At 72.1% G+C, this 18,320-nt stretch carries 18 protein-coding genes; 5 read left to right on the top strand and 13 right to left on the bottom strand.

The window, feature by feature from the left end; genetic code table 11:
• Position 1 precedes the first annotated feature (1 nt).
• The 6 genes from ABZ930_RS17065 to ABZ930_RS17040 all read right to left on the bottom strand — a co-directional run bounded on the left by ABZ930_RS17065 (position 2) and on the right by ABZ930_RS17040 (position 4,868).
• Positions 2–772, bottom strand: coding sequence for an endonuclease/exonuclease/phosphatase family protein (locus ABZ930_RS17065; RefSeq protein ID WP_361548295.1), 771 nt, complete (start codon positions 770–772; stop codon positions 2–4).
• 66 nt (positions 773–838) lie between these two features.
• On the bottom strand, positions 839–1,792 hold the full coding sequence (locus ABZ930_RS17060; protein ID WP_361548293.1) for an ROK family glucokinase: 954 nt from the start codon (positions 1,790–1,792) through the stop codon (positions 839–841).
• 53 nt (positions 1,793–1,845) lie between these two features.
• A complete protein-coding gene (locus tag ABZ930_RS17055; RefSeq protein WP_361548290.1) occupies positions 1,846–2,307 on the bottom strand; it encodes a DUF5304 domain-containing protein in 462 nt (153 codons plus the stop codon).
• Positions 2,308–2,385: 78 nt separating this feature from the next.
• Positions 2,386–3,507, bottom strand: coding sequence for an ArsA-related P-loop ATPase (locus ABZ930_RS17050; RefSeq protein ID WP_361548287.1), 1,122 nt, complete (start codon positions 3,505–3,507; stop codon positions 2,386–2,388).
• 51 nt (positions 3,508–3,558) lie between these two features.
• Positions 3,559–4,002, bottom strand: coding sequence for an SRPBCC family protein (locus tag ABZ930_RS17045; protein WP_361548284.1), 444 nt, complete (start codon positions 4,000–4,002; stop codon positions 3,559–3,561).
• Positions 4,003–4,106: 104 nt separating this feature from the next.
• Positions 4,107–4,868, bottom strand: a complete 762-nt coding sequence (locus tag ABZ930_RS17040; protein ID WP_361548281.1) for a metallophosphoesterase — start codon at positions 4,866–4,868, stop codon at positions 4,107–4,109.
• A 300-nt stretch (positions 4,869–5,168) separates the two neighbouring features.
• Here ABZ930_RS17040 and ABZ930_RS17035 point away from each other — a divergent pair, with 300 nt between their 5' ends.
• A complete protein-coding gene (locus ABZ930_RS17035) occupies positions 5,169–6,965 on the top strand; it encodes an AMP-dependent synthetase/ligase (RefSeq protein ID WP_361548278.1) in 1,797 nt (598 codons plus the stop codon).
• A gap of 184 nt (positions 6,966–7,149) precedes the next feature.
• On the opposite strand, the gene ABZ930_RS17030 is transcribed toward ABZ930_RS17035, so the two are convergent.
• Positions 7,150–8,301, bottom strand: a complete 1,152-nt coding sequence (locus ABZ930_RS17030) for a glycosyltransferase family 4 protein (protein ID WP_361548275.1) — start codon at positions 8,299–8,301, stop codon at positions 7,150–7,152.
• Between the two features lie 92 nt (positions 8,302–8,393).
• On the opposite strand from ABZ930_RS17030, the gene ABZ930_RS17025 reads away from it, so the two are divergent.
• On the top strand, positions 8,394–9,635 hold the full coding sequence (locus tag ABZ930_RS17025) for a glycosyltransferase family 87 protein (RefSeq protein ID WP_361548272.1): 1,242 nt from the start codon (positions 8,394–8,396) through the stop codon (positions 9,633–9,635).
• Here the strand turns inward: ABZ930_RS17025 and ABZ930_RS17020 are convergent.
• Positions 9,599–10,930 (bottom strand): MATE family efflux transporter, encoded by a 1,332-nt coding sequence (locus ABZ930_RS17020; RefSeq protein ID WP_361548269.1) that lies wholly within the window; start codon positions 10,928–10,930, stop codon positions 9,599–9,601. The genes ABZ930_RS17025 and ABZ930_RS17020 overlap by 37 nt on opposite strands.
• A 107-nt stretch (positions 10,931–11,037) precedes the next feature.
• Between ABZ930_RS17020 and ABZ930_RS17015 the strand changes: the two genes are divergently transcribed.
• Positions 11,038–11,565: a PadR family transcriptional regulator gene (locus tag ABZ930_RS17015; protein ID WP_361548267.1), complete on the top strand. Its 528-nt coding sequence runs from the start codon at positions 11,038–11,040 to the stop codon at positions 11,563–11,565.
• A gap of 12 nt (positions 11,566–11,577) precedes the next feature.
• Here the strand turns inward: ABZ930_RS17015 and ABZ930_RS17010 are convergent, their stop codons facing one another.
• The 5 genes from ABZ930_RS17010 to ABZ930_RS16990 all read right to left on the bottom strand — a co-directional run bounded on the left by ABZ930_RS17010 (position 11,578) and on the right by ABZ930_RS16990 (position 17,030).
• A complete protein-coding gene (locus ABZ930_RS17010; RefSeq protein ID WP_361548264.1) occupies positions 11,578–12,786 on the bottom strand; it encodes a hypothetical protein in 1,209 nt (402 codons plus the stop codon).
• Positions 12,787–12,821: 35 nt separating this feature from the next.
• Positions 12,822–13,856, bottom strand: a complete 1,035-nt coding sequence (locus ABZ930_RS17005; protein WP_361548261.1) for an NlpC/P60 family protein — start codon at positions 13,854–13,856, stop codon at positions 12,822–12,824.
• A 228-nt stretch (positions 13,857–14,084) separates the two neighbouring features.
• Positions 14,085–15,110, bottom strand: coding sequence for an NlpC/P60 family protein (locus ABZ930_RS17000; protein ID WP_361548258.1), 1,026 nt, complete (start codon positions 15,108–15,110; stop codon positions 14,085–14,087).
• Between the two features lie 286 nt (positions 15,111–15,396).
• Positions 15,397–16,755 (bottom strand): NYN domain-containing protein, encoded by a 1,359-nt coding sequence (locus ABZ930_RS16995; RefSeq protein WP_361548255.1) that lies wholly within the window; start codon positions 16,753–16,755, stop codon positions 15,397–15,399.
• Between the two features lie 35 nt (positions 16,756–16,790).
• Complete coding sequence (locus tag ABZ930_RS16990) at positions 16,791–17,030, bottom strand: hypothetical protein (protein ID WP_111661836.1); 240 nt, start codon at positions 17,028–17,030, stop codon at positions 16,791–16,793.
• A 157-nt stretch (positions 17,031–17,187) separates the two neighbouring features.
• Between ABZ930_RS16990 and ABZ930_RS16985 the strand changes: the two genes are divergently transcribed.
• The gene (locus ABZ930_RS16985; protein ID WP_361548252.1) at positions 17,188–17,898 is read left to right on the top strand and encodes a rhomboid family intramembrane serine protease; all 711 of its coding nucleotides are present in this window, start codon (positions 17,188–17,190) and stop codon (positions 17,896–17,898) included.
• Complete coding sequence (locus ABZ930_RS16980; RefSeq protein WP_361548249.1) at positions 17,895–18,176, top strand: Lrp/AsnC ligand binding domain-containing protein; 282 nt, start codon at positions 17,895–17,897, stop codon at positions 18,174–18,176. Before ABZ930_RS16985 ends, ABZ930_RS16980 begins: the two co-directional genes overlap by 4 nt.
• The last annotated feature ends 144 nt before the right edge of the window (positions 18,177–18,320 follow it).

Below are 18,320 nucleotides of genomic sequence, written 5' to 3'. Positions count from 1 at the left end.
CTCACGCGGCGGGGATTCTGAGGGCGGCCAGGACCGGCAGATGGTCCGTGGCCGCCCTCAGCTCGTCCGTGTCCAGGAAGGCCGGCACCCCGCACCCCAGCACCTCCACGCCCTTGGTGGCCAGGATCGCGTCGATGCGCTGATGGGGGTCGTCCGGCGTCGAGGTGTACTCGCCGCCCCAGGGCGCCTTCGCCCAGCAGTCCTGGAGCGTCGCGCTCAGCCGCCGGAAGGTCCGTCCGTCCGGCCGCTCGTTGAGATCGCCGCCCGCGACGACGTGCTCGACGCCCAGCTCCGCGATCCGGTCGAGGAGGAGCCCGCCCTGCGCGTACCGCTCGTCCTTCTGCAGGCTGAGGTGGCAGCTGACCACACCCACACGTGGACCCTGTGCGCCGCCGAACCGGACGACGGCGGTCGCGAAGCCGCGCCGGTGCAGGCCGGGGTTGAGCGGGAGCAGGACGTCGTCGGTGCGCTCGACGGTGGCGCGCAGGGAGCAGAGCAGCGCGGGCCCGGCGGCGCTGCCGCCGCCGGAGAGGTACACGAGGTTCGCGGCGCGGGCGAGCCGGGCGAGCTGCTTGCGCCAGCGGAAGAACCGGGGCGCCTCCTGGATCAGCACCAGGTCGGGGGCGCAGGCCTTGATCACCCGGGCAAGGGCCACGGGGCTGTCGCGCATCGAGCGGATGTTGTAGCTGAGGACGCGGATGACGGCCGAACCGTCGGGTTCCGTAACGGAGTTGGGCAGTTCGGGAAGGTCGCTGAGGGAGCCGGAGTCCATGACGATCAAGATACGCCGGTGCCCGCCGCCCCCGGGGGGAACGACGGGCACCGGGCCGTGCGGATGTCACATGACGGGGTCGGGCTCCCGCGCCAGGTCGGCGGCGCCGACCAGGCCCGCCTTGTTGCCGAGCTGGGCCGCGATCACGTCGGCCACCGGCCGCCAGTTGCCGCCGACCAGCCAGCGCTTGTACGACTTGCGGATCGGGTCGAGGACCAGCTCGCCCTCGTCCGACAGGCCGCCGCCGACGATGAACGCCGACGGGTCGAAGAGCGAGGCCAGGTCGGCCAGGCCCGCGCCGGCCCAGCGGGCCAGCTCGCGGTAGGAGTCGACGGCCACCAGGTCGCCCTGCCGGGCGGCCATGGAGATGTGCTTGCCCTCGATGCCCTCGGGGGTGCCGTCGCCGAGCGACAGCAGGTACTCGGCGCTCTCCGGCGTCGCGTTGGCCCGCTGGCGGGCGTAGCGCACCAGGGCGCGCCCCGACGCGTACTGCTCCCAGCAGCCCTGCGAACCGCAGCCGCACAGCAGCCCGTCCGGCACCATGCGGATGTGGCCGAACTCGGCGGCGACGCCGAAGTGACCGCGGCGCAGCTTGTTGCCGATGATGATGCCGCCGCCGAGGCCGGTGCCGAGCGTGATGCAGATGACGTTGCGGTGGCCCTTGCCCGCGCCGAACTTGTACTCGCCCCAGGCCGCCGCGTTCGCGTCGTTCTCCACGACGACGGGCAGGCCGACGCGTCCCTCGACCTTCTCCTTGAGCGGCTCCTGGCGCCAGTCGATGTTCGGCGCGAAGTACACGGTGGAGCGCTGCCGGTTGACGTATCCGGCGGCCCCGATGCCGACGCCGACGATCTCGTGACCGGCCCTGGCACCTTCCACGGCCGAGGCGATCGCGTCCACGATCCCGTCAGGCGTGGAAGGCGTCGGCACCTTGAACGTGGAGAGGATGTTCCCCTCCTCGTCGACCACGCCGGCCGCGATCTTCGTGCCGCCGATATCGACGCCGATGGTGAGTCCCATGAATCCCTCAGTTCGGTCGAGCCCCGCTACGGCCCACCGTACCTGAGCGGCGTTCAGTCCAGGTCGATGTGCTCCCCGCCGGGGCCTTCGTCCTCGGGCCCGCGGGGCTCGGGCGGCCGGCCCTCGGGGGCGCCCTGGGTCCAGCGCCGCTCCTGGCCCTCGACCGCGGAGCGGTAGGCGGCGAGCAGCTCGGAACCGGCGGCGGCGAGGTGGTCGAAGACGTCGGAGTTGCGCTCGATGACCGGCTCGACGACATTGCGGACCTGCCGGACCGCCTGCTTGGCGACCTGCTCCGCGGTGCCCTGTGCGACGGAGCCGAGGAAGGGGGCCTGGGCACCCGAGAACCCGGAGAGCTTCTCGGCGACCGCGTCGACGAGCTTCTTCAGCTCCTCGGCGGCCGAGCCGGGCGGCGCCCCGTGTTCGGCACGGCGGCGGGCCTTCTCCTCGGCGAGGTCCTCGGCGCACGCCTTCTCCCACGCGTCGGCGTCTACGGGCTTCTCGGTGGCGTCGCTCATGGCGCTGACTCCTGCGAAGAGCTGAGGGTTTCCTGAACCGGTTGCATCTTCGACGTTACCCGAACGGGTGCAGGGGGTTCACCGTGCTTGCGGCCACAGATCCGGGTCGGGGGCGAACCGTACGCACAGCTCCCCGTCGACCAGACCGGCTCCGGCGACGGTGCAGCGGCGCGGGGCTGAGGGCAGCGGGACGATCCGGCGGAAGGGGCCGGCCCCGACGACCAGCTCGTCGCCGCGGCGCACCAGGCTCAGCTCCTCGCGCACGGCGCCGGGCAGCGGGATCCGCCAGACCAGCACCCCGTCCTCCGCGAGCCGGTCCTCGACGGGCCAGGTCACGGGGGGTACGGGACCGGTGGGCGGTGCCGGTACGTCCAGGTCGGCGGGGCGCGGGTCCCGGCCCAGGTGCGCGATCGGGTGCGTCTCGTGCTGCCACTCGGCGATCACCTTGCGCTGCCGGGCGGCGGCGTCGGCGAGCCACGGGTCGGTGGAGCCGTCGGGCAGGAGGCGGTTGGCGAGCAGCACGTCGAGGCGCAGTCCGTGCAGTGCGAGTCCGGCGAGGGTGGTGCGCAGGGTCTCGGCGGCGGCCTCGGTGGGCTCGACGACGAGGCGTACGGAGGTGTCGGCGTCGTCGATCACCGCCTGTGCGGCGGCGAGTTCGCCGTCCCAGCGGGTGGCGGCCTCGTACAGCCACTCCGCGGGCATCGGCACTCCGGCCAGCCGGCCGAGGACGGGCCGCAGGGCGCGGGCCGCCTGCCGTTCGGCGGGCAGCAGCCGGCGCAGATAGCGGCGCAGCTGCTCGGGCAGGGCGAGCAGGGCGACGGCGCGCGGGGCGGCCGGGAGGTCGACGACGACCAGGTCGTACGGTCCGTCGGCGCTGTCCCGCAGGGCGCGCAGCAGGGCCAGCTCCTCGGCTCCGGGCAGCGGGGTGAGTTCGTCGCCGTCGAGCCGGGAGGCGCCCAGCAGATCGAGTCCGGAGCCGGCCCGCTCCTGGAGCGCGAGCAGATCGGCGCGGAAGTCGTCGGCCGGGGTGAGCCGGGTGACGGTGACGCCGGGGAGCCCGTCCACGGCGCCGGCGGTGCCCGGGAAGTCCGCGCCGATCAGCTGGACGCGCGCGCCGTCGCGGGCGGCCCGGAGAGCGGTGGCGGAGGCGACGGCCGTCTTGCCGGAACCGCCGGGGCCGGTGACGAAGAGGGTGCGCATGGGCCTTGAGGCTACCTTCAGGGCAGCACGGCCATGCCGGGGCCGGGGGCGCTACTTCGCGGCGCCCGACTCCACCCACTTCTTCAGTCCGGCCAGCGCGCGGTCCGTGATGACCTTCTCGGCCTTGCGCTTGATCATGCCGAGCAGCGGGATCTTCACGTCGACGGTCAGGGAGTAGGTGACCTCGGTGCCCGTGCCGGAGGGCGTGAGGACGTAGGACCCGTCGAGGGAGCGCAGCATCTGCGACTTCACGAGGGACCAGGACACCTCGTTCGGACCGGCCCAGGTGTACTTCAGGACCTGGTCGTCCTTGATCGCGCCGGCGTCCATGACGAGCCGGACCTGTTCGGCGCGGCCGGCGTCGTCGGAGCTGAGGACCTCGGCCTCCTTCACCTCGCCGGTCCAGTCCGGATAGCGGGCGAAGTCGGCGATCACCCCCATGACGTCGGCCGGTGCCGCCTCGATCGTGATGCTCGAACTGGTGTGTTCCGCCATCGCCGTGGCTCCTCCGGATACCGGTCAGGGGTGGGTGCGCCGCGCTGGGGTGCGTCCGTGGGTGCGCGTCGCGTGCAGGCTATCGCGCGCGAGTGACCGCGCCGTCACCACTCCAGGGCCCAGGGCCTGCCCGAACCCGCGAAATGGCCGACGTTGACGCATTCCGTGGCGCCGATCCGCATCCGCCGGACCAGCGGCTGGTGGACGTGGCCGAACAGGGAGTAGCGGGGACGGGTCCGGCGGATGGCGTCGAGCAGCGCCCGGCTGCCGCGCTCGAACCGCCGCGCCACGGTGTCGTAGACCAGGTCGGGAACCTCGGGCGGGATGTGGGTGCACAGCACGTCGACCTCGCCCACGGCCTCGATCTTGGCGGCGTACTCCTCGTCGTCGATCTCGTACGGGGTCCGCATCGGGGTGCGCAGGCCGCCGCCGACGAAGCCGAAGACGCGGCCGCCGATCTCGACCCGCTGTCCGTCGAGCACGGTCGTGCCCGGCCCCGCGTACTCGCTCCACAGGTCGGGCACGTCGACGTTGCCGTACGTGGCGTACGTCGGAGTGGGGAAGGCGGCGAACAGCTCCGTGTACTGCTTGCGCACGGCTTTTTCGATGGCGGGCCTACGGTCGACACCCGCCCACAGGCGCGCCCCGAACTCCCGCGCCTCGTCGAAACGGCGGGCGGTGCGCAGCTCCACCAGCCGCGAGGCGTTCTCCTTTCCGAACAAGTCGGGGAAAATGCCGCGCGAGTGATCCGCGTAGTCGAGAAAGAGCACCAGGTCACCGAGGCAGACGAGAGCGTCCGCCCCGTCGCCGGCCCGTGCGAGGTCGGTGGAGTTTCCGTGCACATCGCTGACCACATGAACGCGCATGCGATCACCCTAGGACGACCGGCCTATGGTGGGTAGAGCCCGCCGGACCTGCGGTTACTTCCGAGTCGGGAATCGGCTGGACTACTGTGCGCAGAGCACCGCCGTGACGTGTGACGCAGCGAACATCTGGCCTGGACCCCCTACCGAAAAAGCAGTACTGGTGGGTAACGTCCGGGCAGTCCAGTCGTGCTCAGTTCAACCAGATCGACCAGTTCAGGGACTGAGCACCTGCCCGATCTTGGACCGCACCGACGCAGCACACAGAGTCGTGGCGCCGGCGCCCTATGAGGAGCAGCAGTCTTGCGCGAGTTCAGCCTTCCGGCTTTGTACGAGGTCCCTGCCGACGGCAATCTGACCGACATCGTCCGCAGAAACGCCGCGCAGCATCCGGACGTCGCCGTCATCGGCCGCAAGATCGACGGCACCTGGCAGGACGTCACCGCGACCGTCTTCCTCGCCGAAGTCCGCGCCGCGGCCAAGGGTCTGATCGCCTCCGGCGTGCAGCCGGGCGACCGCGTCGGCCTCATGTCCCGTACGCGCTACGAGTGGACGCTGCTCGACTTCGCGATCTGGAGCGCGGGCGCGGTCACCGTCCCGGTCTACGAGACCAGCTCGCCGGAGCAGATCCAGTGGATCCTCGGCGACTCCGGCGCCGTCGGGATCGTCGTCGAGTCGGCCGGTCACAGCGCCGCCGTCGACTCCGTGCGCGGCGCGCTGCCGCAGCTCGCGCACGTCTGGCAGATCGACGCGGGCGGGGTCGAGGAGCTGAACCGGGCCGGCGCCGAGGTGCCGGACGCCACGGTCGACGAGCGCAGCGCCGTCGCCAAGGCCGACGACCCGGCGACCATCGTCTACACCTCGGGCACCACCGGCCGCCCCAAGGGCTGCGTGCTGACCCACCGCAGCTTCTTCGCGGAGTGCGGCAATGTGGTCGAGCGCCTGAAGCCGCTGTTCCGCACGGGCGAGTGTTCGGTCCTGCTCTTCCTGCCGGTGGCGCACGTCTTCGGCCGGCTGGTCCAGGTGGCCTCGCTGATGGCCCCGATCAAGCTGGGCCACGCCCCGGACATCAAGAACCTCACGGACGAACTCGCCGCGTTCCGTCCTACGTTGATCCTGGGCGTGCCGCGCGTCTTCGAGAAGGTCTACAACTCGGCGCGGGCCAAGGCGCAGGCCGACGGCAAGGGCAAGATCTTCGACAAGGCCGCCGACACGGCGATCGAGTACAGCCGCGCGCTCGACACCCCCAAGGGCCCGTCGCTGGCCCTGAAGCTCAAGTACAAGACCTTCGACAAGCTGGTCTACAGCAAGCTGCGGGCCGTGCTCGGCGGGCGCGGCGAGTACGCGATCTCCGGCGGCGCGCCGCTCGGTGAGCGGCTCGGCCACTTCTTCCGCGGTATCGGCTTCACGGTCCTGGAGGGCTACGGCCTCACCGAGTCCTGCGCGGCCACCGCATTCAACCCGTGGGACCGGCAGAAGATCGGCACGGTCGGCCAGCCGCTGCCCGGCTCGGTGGTCCGGATCGCCGACGACGGCGAGGTGCTGCTGCACGGCGAGCACCTGTTCACGGGCTACTGGAACAACGAGGGCGCGACGGAGGAGGCCCTCGCCGACGGCTGGTTCCACACCGGGGACATCGGCACCCTCGACGAGGACGGGTACCTGCGGATCACCGGCCGCAAGAAGGAGATCATCGTGACGGCCGGCGGCAAGAACGTCGCGCCCGCCGTCATCGAGGACCGCATCCGCGCGCACGCGCTGGTCGCCGAGTGCATGGTCGTCGGGGACGGGCGGCCGTTCGTCGGCGCGCTCGTCACGATCGACGAGGAGTTCCTCGGCAAGTGGGTCTCCGACCACGGCAAGCCCTCCGGGTCGACGGTGGCCTCACTGCGCGGGGACGCCGATCTGCTGGCCGCGATCCAGTCGGCCGTGGATGACGGGAACGCCGCCGTGTCCAAGGCGGAGTCGGTCCGTAAGTTCCGCGTCCTGGGTACGCAGTTCACCGAGGAGTCGGGGTACTTGACGCCCTCGCTGAAGCTGAAGCGAAACGTTGTGGCGAAGGACTACGCCGACGAGATCGAGGCGCTGTACCGGGGCTGAGGTTGTAGCGCCGGTGGCCCACTGCGGCTCTCGTCGTGCGTCCCTGAAGCGAGCGAAGCTCGCCCTCAGGGGCGCGGGGAACTGCGCGAGAAGCGGCCACCGGCCGCAGCCGAACGACAACCCAACAGGGGCGCGGGGAACTGCGCGACCGCCCCCACCGGGCCCGCGCCCGACAACGGCCCCGTTACAGCAACTCCCGCAAGCGTTCGGCGAGCAGATCCCAGCGCCACTTCTCCTCGACCCAGGCGCGCCCCCGCTCCCCCATCCGCGCCCGCAACTCGGCATCGAGCAGCAACGGCACCACCCGATCCGCCACCTCCTCGGCGGAACCGCCCCGGACGACCCACCCCGTCTCCCCGTCGAGCACGGCGTCCGGCGCCCCGCCGGAGTCCCCGGCGACCACGGGCAGCCCGGTCGCGGAGGCCTCCAGGTACACGATGCCGAGCCCCTCGACGTCCAGCCCCCCGCGCCGCGTGCGGCACGGCATGGCGAACACGTCACCGGCGCCGTAGTGCGCGGGCAGCTCCTCCCACGGCACGGACCCGGTGAACCGCACGGAGTCCGCCACCCCGGTCTCCGCGACGAGCCGCCGCAGCTCCTTCTCGTACGGCCCGCCCCCGACGACCAGCAGCACGGCGTCCGGCACAGCGGCCAGGATCCGCGGCATGGCCAGGATCAGCGTGTCCTGCCCCTTGCGCGGCACGAGCCGCGAGACGCACACGACGACGGGCCGGTCGGCGAGGCCGAGCCGGGCCCGGACGGCGTCTCCGCCCGACCCGGGGTGGAAGGTCTTCTCGTCGACCCCGGGCGGCAGTTGGACCATCCGCGCCGCCGCCTCGGGCGTGAGCGCGGCGGCGATCCGGGAGCGCGTGTACTCGCCCAGATACGTGACGCAGTCCGTCGACTCGCCGATCCTGCGCAGCAGTTGGCGCGATGCGGGCAGCTGCGCCCACCCCGCCTCGTGCCCGTGCGTCGTCGCGACCAGCCGCCGCGCGCCCGCCTTGCGCAGCGCGGAGCCCATGAGCCCGAGCGGCGCGGCCGCCCCGAACCACACCGACGTACAGCCGTGCTCCCGCAGCAGGCCCACCGCGCGCCTGGTCACGCGCGGCGTCGGCAGGAGCATGGTCGTACGGTCGCGTACGACGGTGAACGGCTGCTCGGCGTCGAACGCCGCCGTCGCCTCGGCGCCCTCCCGGCCGTGCTTCCACGTCGAGGCGTACACGACGAGCCGCTCGGGATCGAGCCGCAGCGCCATGTTGTGCAGGAACGCCTGGATGCCGCCGGGGCGGGGCGGGAAGTCGTTCGTCACGAGCAGCGTCTTGGGTGTCTGGTGCATCGCCGCAGACAGTACCGAACCGGGCCGTCGGATCGCGCCACGCCGCCGGGTTCCATGGCCAGGGCACAGTGCGCCCCGGCATGATGAGTCGAATGAAGACGCGAAATCCCACCGCACTGCTGTTCACCTGGGTCCTGACCAGGACCCTGCTCCTGCTCTGCGTCTTCAAGGTCATCGTCGTTCCCGGACCCGATGTGACCAGCGATGTCTCGGTGATCTACCACGGCTGGTTCGACATCCTGCGTACCGGAACGTTCCCTCTGGACGACGTGACGTGGCAGTACCCGCCGGCCGCGGCGGTCGCGATCCTCTCGCCCGCCCTGCTGCCGTTCCTGGAGTACGCCTCCGCGTTCTTCCTGCTCGCCTTCCTGGCGGACGCGGTCGTCCTCCTGATGCTGCTCCACCTGTCCGAGCGGCGGGGCGCGTCGCGTCGCGGTGTGTGGGTGTGGATCGCCGGTCTGCCGCTGCTGGGACAGACGGTGTACGCGCGCTACGACGTGATGGTCACCGCCGTCGCGGTCGCGGCGGTGCTCGCCGCGGCCCGGCACCCGAAGGCCGCGGGGGTGCTGGCCGCGATCGGCGCGATGCTGAAGGTGTGGCCGGCGCTGCTGCTGCTCGGCACCCGGCGCGGCCGGGCCACCCTGGAGGCGTGGGGCTCCGCGGCGCTGACGGTGGGCGGTCTCGTCCTGGCGTTCGTCATCGCGATGCCGGGCGCCATGGCCTTCCTGACCTTCCAGCGGGACCGGGGCACCGAGGTCGAGTCGCTGGGCTCGCTCGTCTTCCACGTGGCGCGGCAGTTCGGCTGGTCGGGCACGGTACAGCTGAACTACGGCTCGGTGGAGTTCCTCGGCCCGTACGTGGACCTGGTGAGCATGCTCGCGCAGGTGCTCACCGCCCTCGCCTTCGGCTGGCTGCTGCTGTGGCGGCTCAAGGCTCGCGCCTGGGGTCCCGCCACGCTCGCCGACGCGGCGCTCACGGCGGTGCTGCTGTTCACCACCACCAGCCGTGTCATCAGCCCGCAGTACATGCTGTGGCTGGTCGGGCTCGCGGCCGTCTGTCTGCTGTTCCGCGAGAGCCGGATGACGCTGCCGGTGTGGCTGGTGCTCGCGGCCACGTTCGTCACCTTCCTGGAGTTCCCGATCTGGTTCTCGCACGTGGTCGCGAGCGACGCGCTGGGGCTGACGCTGCTGCTGGTCCGCAACGGCCTGCTGGTCGTGGCGTCGCTCTCGGCCTGCCGTCGCCTGTGGCGGGCGACGGTGACCGAACCGCGGCTGGCCGAGCGGCGCCCGCTCCCCGCTCAGGCGGCCCGCGAGAACTCGGTGATCGGCTCCTGAGCCACCGCCCGCCGGGCCAGGAACAGCAGGGCCGCGCACTGCACGGCCATGGTGGCGCCGAGCGCGGCGCACACCCCGGGCAGCCCCCACAGCTCTGACAGCCACAGGGCGCACGGGAGTTGCAGGGCCGTCCCGAGCGCCGTCACCCGCAGCACCCGGCCCGCTCCCCCGCTGCCCTCGAAGACACCGCCCAGCGCGATGAAGGCGGCCATCAGCACCAGGTACGGGCCCACGCAGCGCAGGAACAGGGCCGCCTCGGCGGTGACCTCGTGCGGCGCCCCGAACGCCCGCGGCAGCCACGGCGCGAGGACGAGGAAGAGCCCGGCGGCGACGAGCCCCGCCGCCCCGGCCACCAGGACCGCCTGCCGCCCGATGGGCCCGCGCTCGTCGTGGCCCGCGCCCCGGCGGTGCGCGGTGTGGATGGACGCGGCCTGGCGCACCGCGTAGGCGGCCATCGTCGCGACGTAGAGGACCTTGTACGCGACGGCGTACGCGGCCACCGACGTCACCCCGAGCCGCGCCACGACCGCGACCAGGGCGAGCGCGCCGGTCTGCCGCACGGTGAAGTCGGCGGACATCGGCAGACCGGTGCGCAGGGTGCGCCGCACGGAGACGGTCAGCCGCTCCCCGCCCTGCGCGGTGCGGGCCGCCCGGAGCACCGCGTCGCGCCGCATCACCACCACTCCCACGGCCAGCGCGACGAGCCGGGCCGCCACCGTGGAGACGGCGGCGCCCACGACCCCGTACGCGTGGATGAGCAGCGGGTCGGCGGCGAGGATCAGCCCGTTCGCGAGCAGGGCGAGCCGCATCGGGGTGCGGGTGTCGCCCGCGCCCTTGAGGATCCCGTCGACGAGCTGCTGCGCGAAGAAGACGGCCATGCCCGGCATGGAGACCGCGAAGTACGAGACGGCGAGCCGGAACGCGCCGTGCTCGTCCCCGCCGCCCAGCACGAGCCGCGCCAGGTCCGCCCGGAAGAGCCAGCCGCCCGCCACGACCACCGGCACGACCAGCGCGCACAGCCCGGCCCCGCCCCGCACGGCGGCCCGCACCGCGCCCGGGTCCCCGGCGCCCCGCGCGTGGGCGACCAGCACGGTCGTGCCGGAGCCGAAGACGAGGGCCACGCCGAGCAGCACGTTCTCCACGTTCGTGGCGACGGCGACGGCCGCGACGGCGTCGCCCCCGAGCCCGGCCACCCACACGGTGTTGATGATCCCGGCCGCCACGGAGGCGAGCAGCGAGAAGTAGACGGGCCGTGCCAGCCCGATGAGCGTTCCGCGGTGTTCGGCGTCTGTCATTCCCGCCCCTGTTGCCATCACAGCCCATGCCTCTTTTCGAGGTATCGATTACCTCGAAAAGAGGTAGCATGGGCCTCCCCGCATTCACAATTCCCCCCGGAGGCCGCGTGCTGGAGCTGCCGATTCTCGGCTTCCTCTGTGAACGGCCGCTGCACGGCTATGAGTTGAAGGAGCGCATCGAGGCGCTCAGCGGCCATGTCCGCCCGGTCAGCGACGGCGCGCTCTACCCGGCGATCACCCGGCTCCTGAAGGCGGGCAGGCTCGACGAGCACGCGGCGCCGGGCACGCGGGCGGCCCAGCGGCGCGTGCTCACGCTCACCGACGCGGGCAGAGCGGACCTCCTGGACCGCCTGCGCCGGCCGAAAGAGATCGAGATCAGCGACCACACCCGCTTCAACACGCTCCTGGCGTTCCTGCGCCACCTGCCCGACCCCGCCGAGCAGGCCGCGGTCCTCCGTCGCCGCCTGGACTTCCTGGAGACCCCCGCGAGCTTCTTCTACGACGCGGAGAAGCGGCCGGTGCGCGCGGAGGAGCCCGACGATCTGTTCCGGCGCGGCATGCTCCAGGTGGCGCGTGCGACGGGCCGCGCCGAGCGGGCCTGGCTGCGGGAGGCCCTCACCGCGCTCGGCGGCTGACCGGGCCCCGGCTCAGCCCAGCTGCTCCCGGACGTAGGACCGCCAGCGCGCCACGAACTCCCGCTCGTCGATGCCGAGCACGCTCTGGAGGGCGCCGTCCACGGCCCCGGTCCGCTCCCGGTGCTCGCCGACCGCCTTGTAGAGGGCGTTGAGCTTCTCCTCGCCCCAGTCGTCGGCGATCATCCGGCAGGCCAGCCAGCCGCTCTCGTAGGCCTGCGCGAGGTCGGCGGAGTCACCGCTGAAGCCGAAGTCGGCGTCGTCCGGGAGGGTGCCGGGCGCCGTGCCGCCGCGCACCGCGCTCTGCAGCTCGGGCGCGGCCTGGGCCGGGGTGCGGCCGCTGCCCCGGTATCCGGCCCAGTCCGCGTACCCCTCCGACAGCCACAGCGGCGTCGCCGCCGAGGTGTCCGCGCGCGTCGCCACGTGCGTCGCCTCATGGGTGAGGACGACCTGCTTGCCGAAGTACCCGAGAACCCGGTACGCCTCGGGGTTGATGATCACCCGGTCCGCGGGGGCCGTGCGCGAGCCGCCCGCCTCGCCCGTCGTGACGGCCGCGATCCCCTGATAGCCGGAGGCCGGCGCGCCCAGCAACCCGCCCATGCCGTCCAGCGACTTGGGGACGACGACGACCACGCGCCGCGCCCAGTCGGTGCCCCACGCGCTGTCCACGGCGGGCACCGCGTCGTCGGCGTCGGCCGCGTAGGACCGAAGCTCCGAGCGGCGCTGGCCCACGCCGAGGACCAGGCTGTGGGCGCCCTTCACCACCGTCACCCGGCCCTGCTCCCACAGCTGCTGGGCGGACTTCTTCGCGGGGCGGTCGCCGATGACGTACCAGTGCCCGGCCCGCTGCCGGAGCGTGAGCGTGCGCTCGGTGACGACGGGCGACCTGTCGTAGCCCTCGACGCGGTAGCGCAGTTCGGCCGTGGCGGTGGCGCGGGCGTGCTCGGTGCGGCCGAGCGCGGTGAGCCGGTAGCTCCAGCCGTCCAGCGGGACCTCCGCGAGGTCGGACAGGAGCGTCGGGTCCGCGTCGCCGGTGGCCCGGTACGCCGTCGTGTCCCCGGCGACGACGGCCGCCGCCCGCCGGTCGAGGACGTGCTGCACGGCGGTCGAGCGGGCGTCCGTGGGCGCCCCGTCCCCGCCGCCGCACGCGGACACGGCGGCGAGCAGGGCGCCGAGCGCCACGAAGGACCCCGCCCTGCTCATCGCACGCCGACGACCAGCCATCTTGCCGATCGTACGGCGGACCGGGGCAGGAGCGCCTACGGCCGGGTCACGGATGAGACGGGCATCATGCCGACCGGGTCGTAGCGGACCGCGGCGCCCGGGTAGGGCGCGTGGATCACCTGCCCGTTGCCCGCGTAGATGCCGACGTGGCTGGCGTCGTCCCGGTAGGTGACCAGATCGCCGGGGCGGGCCTGCGACAAGGACACGTGCTGTCCCGCGTTCCGCTGCGCCTGCGAGGTGCGCGGGATGCCGACGCCCGCCTGCGCGTACGACCACTGGGTCAGGCCCGAACAGTCGAAACCGGACGGCCCGCTGGCGCCCCAGACGTAGGGCTTGCCGAGCGCCGACTGCGCGGCGGCCAGGGCCGCGGCGGCCCGCGACGAGGAGGCCGGACCCGCGCCCGCCAGGTCGGGACGGGCGCCGCCGCGCGAGGCCCGCTCGAACTCCGCCCGGTCGGGGGCCGTCATGGCATTGAGCAGCCGCCGCGCCTTCGCGAGCTTCTTCTCGACGGTGTGCTTGTGCTTGGCGACGGCCTTGCGGCTCTGGGTCAGTTCGGCGAGCTGCTGCTGGGCCTCGGCCCGCTGCTGGGCCAGCTGCCGCTGGGCGCCCTGCAGTTCCGCCAGGTCGTCGGCCTGCCGGGCGCTAATCCGGTCCATCGTGCCGGCCCGGTCGAGATAGCCCTCCGGGTCCGACGAGAGCATCAGGACGAGCGAGGGATCCATACCGCCGGTGCGGTACTGCGCGCCGGCCACCATGCCGAGCGCCTGCCGCATCTTGTTGATCCGCTCCTGCCCGCGCGCCACCTCGTCCTGGGTCCTGGCCAGGTCCTTGCGGAGCCGGTCGGCGCGCTCGTCCGCCTTGTTGAAGGACTCGGTGGCCTGCTCCGCCTGCTCGTAGAGGTGGTCCACCTCCGCCTTGGTGTCGGCGGGCCTGTCCTGCGGTGCCGCGCCCGCGGGTGCGGCACCGAGCAATGCGGCGGCTCCCGCCGCGGCGACGGTCAGGACGGTGACGCGCGAGCCGAGGTCGAACCCTGACTGCCGAGAGTGCGCTGTACGGCGATGGGACCCCACGGGCGACAGCTCCCCTTCCGCTGACGGTCCCCCATGCTTCAGCTCGGGGGAAGTGCGGGCCGACAGTAGCCGCGCGACCACCCCCTCACCAAAGACCCTTCACGGTGCGCACACACCGGCGCCCCGCCTCTGACGCAGGTCATGGGCGGGGCGCGGGGTCAGCGGAAGGTGTCGGGATTCGCCCGAACGGGCGCGTTTCTCGATCTCCTCAGGCCGTTGGTACGAGGATCAGATGCGGACGCCGAACTGGAACGAACCGATCGTGCTCATCGACTCGTAGCGGACGACGGCGCCGGGGTGCGGAGCGTGCAGCACCTGGCCGTTGCCGGCGTACAGACCGACGTGCGCGAGGTTGTTGAAGAAGACGAGGTCACCCGGCTTGAGCTGGCTCATGCCTATCTTGGTGCCGTCGTTCTGCTGCGTGTACGTGGTCCGGGTGATGCCGACGCCGGCCACGTTGTACGCGTACTGGGTCAGGCCCGAGCAGTCGTACGAGTTGGGGCCGGTGCCGCCGGAGACGTACGGCTTGCCGAGCTGGGTGGCCGCGGCGCTCAGGGCGGCGGCGCCGAACTTGGAGGCGGCCGCCTCGTTGCCGAGGTCGACACGGCTCGCGGAGGAGCGGCTGGCGCGCGTCTCGGCGTCGGCCATCCGCTGACGCTCGGCGGCGGTCAGGGAGTTGAGCAGCTTCTGCGCCTCGCCCAGCTTGCCCTGGACTTCCTTCTTCTTCTTGCCGAGCTCGGTGCGGGTGTCGGCGAGGTCCTTGAGCTTCTCGGCGGCCTCGGCGCGCTCCTGGGCCAGCGTGCGCTGCTTCGCCTGGACCTTCTTGAGCGACTCGAGCTGCTGGGCGGAGAGCGCGTCGAGGGTGGACGCCTTGTCGAGGTAGTCGTCCGGGTCGGCGGAGAGGAAGAGCTGGACGGAGGAGTCGATGCCGCCGGAGCGGTACTGCTCGCTGGCCATCGCGCCGATGCCGGTGCGCAGTTCGTTGAGCTCGTCCTGCTCGCGGGCGACCTTGTCCTGGAGGTCGCCGATCTCCTTCTCGAGCTTCTTCTGCTTCTCCTTGGCCCCGTTGTAGAGGTCGGTGGCCTTGCCCGCCTCTTCGTAGAGCTTGTCGACCTTGGCCTTGACTTCGCTCTTGTCGGGCTTGGGGGCGGCGCTGGCCGCCTGCGACGTAAGGGCCACGGCAGCGGCGGCGGTCGCGGTGAGCACGGTCACGCGGGTGCGGCTCGGCTGCTTGGGTCGACGGTGGGACGCCACGAAGGCGAGCTCCTTCTTCCTCCAGCCGCCCAAAGAACACCCGATGGGCGGTGCCCCTCCACCGTCACTCACCTCATGTGAGTGATCAACCGAGCGGAGGTTCGAGGCCCGACCCTAGTGACCTTCTTGTGATCAGTTCAAATCCTGTCGAGAAAAATCTCGGTCACCCCCTGCATTCTTTGCACTCAACTCACATGCAGTGATGTCGCTTTGACGCTACGTTGCGTGAAGGTTTCGCCAATTCGGGCAAACGGAACGGAGGTTGCCGTTCCGTCGAATGCGGACATCAGCCCCGGGACAGCCGCTTCAGCAGCATGACGGACGCAACCGGACGCGCACCGGCCTTCGCCACGCCGTCCGCGACCTCGCGGTCGGTCGAGACGACGATCACCGGCCGGCCGGGCGGCTCGGCGCGCACCAGCTGCCGGATCAACTCGTCGGCCGTGACACCCGCCTTGGAGAACAGCACCCGGACCCCGCGCGGCGGCGCGAGCAGCACCGGCGCGGCCAGCTCCGCCCCGTCGAAGACACAGGTCACCTCGGCACCCGTCTGCGCGGCCAGCTGCGAGAGCGAGCCGAGCAGCCGCAGCCGCTGCTTCTCCAGCGGCATCGTCGGATAGCCGGTCTTGGTGACGTTGTAGCCGTCGACCACGAGGTGCGCCTGCGGCAGCGCCAGCAACTGGTCGAGGATCGCCGGGTCGTGCTCGTGCAGGGCGCGCGCCGCGATGTCCTTCGGGGTCATCTTCCCCGGCTCCACGGCGTCCACGGAGTCGGCGGGCCGGGCCGACACCGGCGGCAGCGCCAGCTCCCGGCGCAGCCCCTGGGCGGCGTCGAGCACGGTGTCCAGGAGCAGCCGTACGCGCATGTCCTCGACGCTGCGCCCCTCGCGGGCCGCGCGCCGGGAGGCCTCCAGGGCCGCCTCGACCTCGCCGAGCCGTCCCTTCAGCCGCCGCGTCTCGCTCTCCGCGGCCGACACCTGCGCCTGCGCCTCGGCGCGCGCCGCGTCGATCTCTCCGCGCGCCTTGCGCACCGCGGCCTCACCGCGCTTGACGTCGCTCTGCGCGGAGCGCAGCTTGCGGTGCACGGCGTCGGCCTCGCGCCGGGAGGCCTCCAGCTCGGCGCGCAACCGTTCCGTCTCGGTCCTGGTCTGGTTCTGCGCCTCGGCGAGCTGGGCACGCAGGCTCTCCAGCTCGGCGCGGGTCTCCTCGTCGGCGCGCTCGGCGTCGGCGCGCTGCGCCTCCTCACCGGCGGCGGCGACCAGCTTGACCCAGCCCGTGGGCCGCAGCACGTACGCGGCGGCGGCGACGTCGAGGGGGTCGGCGGCGGGCGGCGGCGATCCGGACTCCAGGGCGCCCGCCAGCTCGGGCTGCGCATCACGGAACCGCTCGGCGATCCGCTGCCGGAAGATCGTGTCGCTCTCCACGGCCGCGGCCATCGCGTTGCCCGCGAACTTGGCCCGGCGCGTGGGGGTGAAGCGGGCGTACTGCCGCAGCTGCGCGGGAAGTTCGCCGATGGTCAGCCCGCCGAAGCCGTCGGAGACGATCTGCACGACCCGGCGCCGTACGCCTTCGGGCAGCGGCCGGTCGAGCACCTCGGCGGCGGCCGGCTCAGGGTCTTTGGCCTCCCCGCCCGTGCTCTGCACCATCCGTCACCCCAATTGTCTTGAGTGCACCGGCTCCGTCAGGAGTCGGTGCCCGGCCTGTCGACGAGCTCCACCTGGTCCACCGCGTTGCACCAGCGGCAGCGGACCGACTCGATGGTCTCACTGACCACGTCGCGTTCCTCGACCTTCGGCTCACCGGCCAGGTCGAGATGGACGTACTCGACGACCTTCGAGGAGCGCGTCACGTCGAACCGGGTCAGGTTGCCGCACAGCGTGCAGCGCCAGCGGGTGGTGGCGGTCGGCAGGGGAACCGTCATCTCAGAGCATCTCTTCCTCGCGTGCACGGCGTGGTGCGTGGTGCTTGCTGTATTGCCCGTAACCCTACGGCCTGCCGTACACCGCCCGCTCCCCGCCTTGCGTCATGCTCTTCCCATGATCGGCGACGGGCGCGACGCGACCGGAAAATTCGGAAAAGTGACCGCATTCCTCAGGGAGCATCCGGCCCCGGTCACGTACGGGATCATCGCGCTGTGCTGTGTGGTCTTCGTGCTCTCCCCTGCCTCGGGCTTCAATCCCACCTATGGCACGGGTGCCCGCCTGCTCACGGAACAGACCGCCTATTTCGACCGCTGGGGCGTGGTGCCCGCCGAACTCCTCACCGGATCCGCACGCGCCGCCCTCACTCCGCTCACCGCGCTGTTCGTGCACGGCAGCTGGCTGCACCTGCTGGGCAACATGCTCTTCCTCTATGTCTTCGGCGCGATGGCCGAGGAGCGCATGGGGCGCATCCAGTACGCGCTCTTCTACCTGATCACCGGGTACCTGGCACTGTTCGCGTACGCGCTCGCGCACCCGGACTCCCACCAGAGCCTGGTCGGCGCCTCGGGAGCGATCTCGGCGGTCCTCGGCGCCTTCCTCTATCTCTTCCCCGACGCGCGCGTGACGAGCCTGTTCCCGTTCCTGCTGTTCCTGCCCCTGCGCTTCCCGGCCTGGGTGGTGCTGCCGTTCTGGGTGGCGCTGCAGTGGGCGGCCGCTGGCCAGGACACCCAGGGGCCCGCGGTCGCGTATCTGGCGCACCTCGTCGGCTTCTCGCTCGGGTTCCTCTACGCGTGGGTGCGCTACAGGGGCCGGGCTAAGGTTGAGCAGACCCATGCCACGGCCACCGAGGGAGACAGCCAGCCGTGATCACCGCGATCGTGCTCATCAAGACCAGCGTGGACCGGATCCCCGAGATCGCGGAGTCGATCGCGGCCCTGGACAGCGTCAGCGAGGTCTTCTCCGTCACCGGCACGTACGACCTGATCGCCATGGTCCGCGTCGCCCGCCACGACGACCTCGCGGACATCATCCCCGGCAGCATCAGCAAGATCCCGGGCGTAGAGGGCACGGACACCCACGTCGCGTTCCGCACCTACTCCCAGCACGACCTGGAGGCCGCCTTCTCCATCGGCCTCGACGGCTAGCAGCGCCCCGCCAGGGGCGCGGGGAACTGCGCGCTCAGCCACAACGAAAGCCGCGGTCGCGACTGCTCAGTACATGAGCACCGACGGCTGGGTGATCGAGCACAGCACGATCCAGGACAACTCCGGCGCCGCACTGATGGCCGG

Source organism: Streptomyces sp. NPDC046716, from assembly GCF_040645755.1.
Lineage (GTDB): Bacteria > Actinomycetota > Actinomycetes > Streptomycetales > Streptomycetaceae > Streptomyces.
Note: the sequence above shows the minus strand (reverse complement) of the source record. Positions and strands in the feature narration are given on the sequence as shown.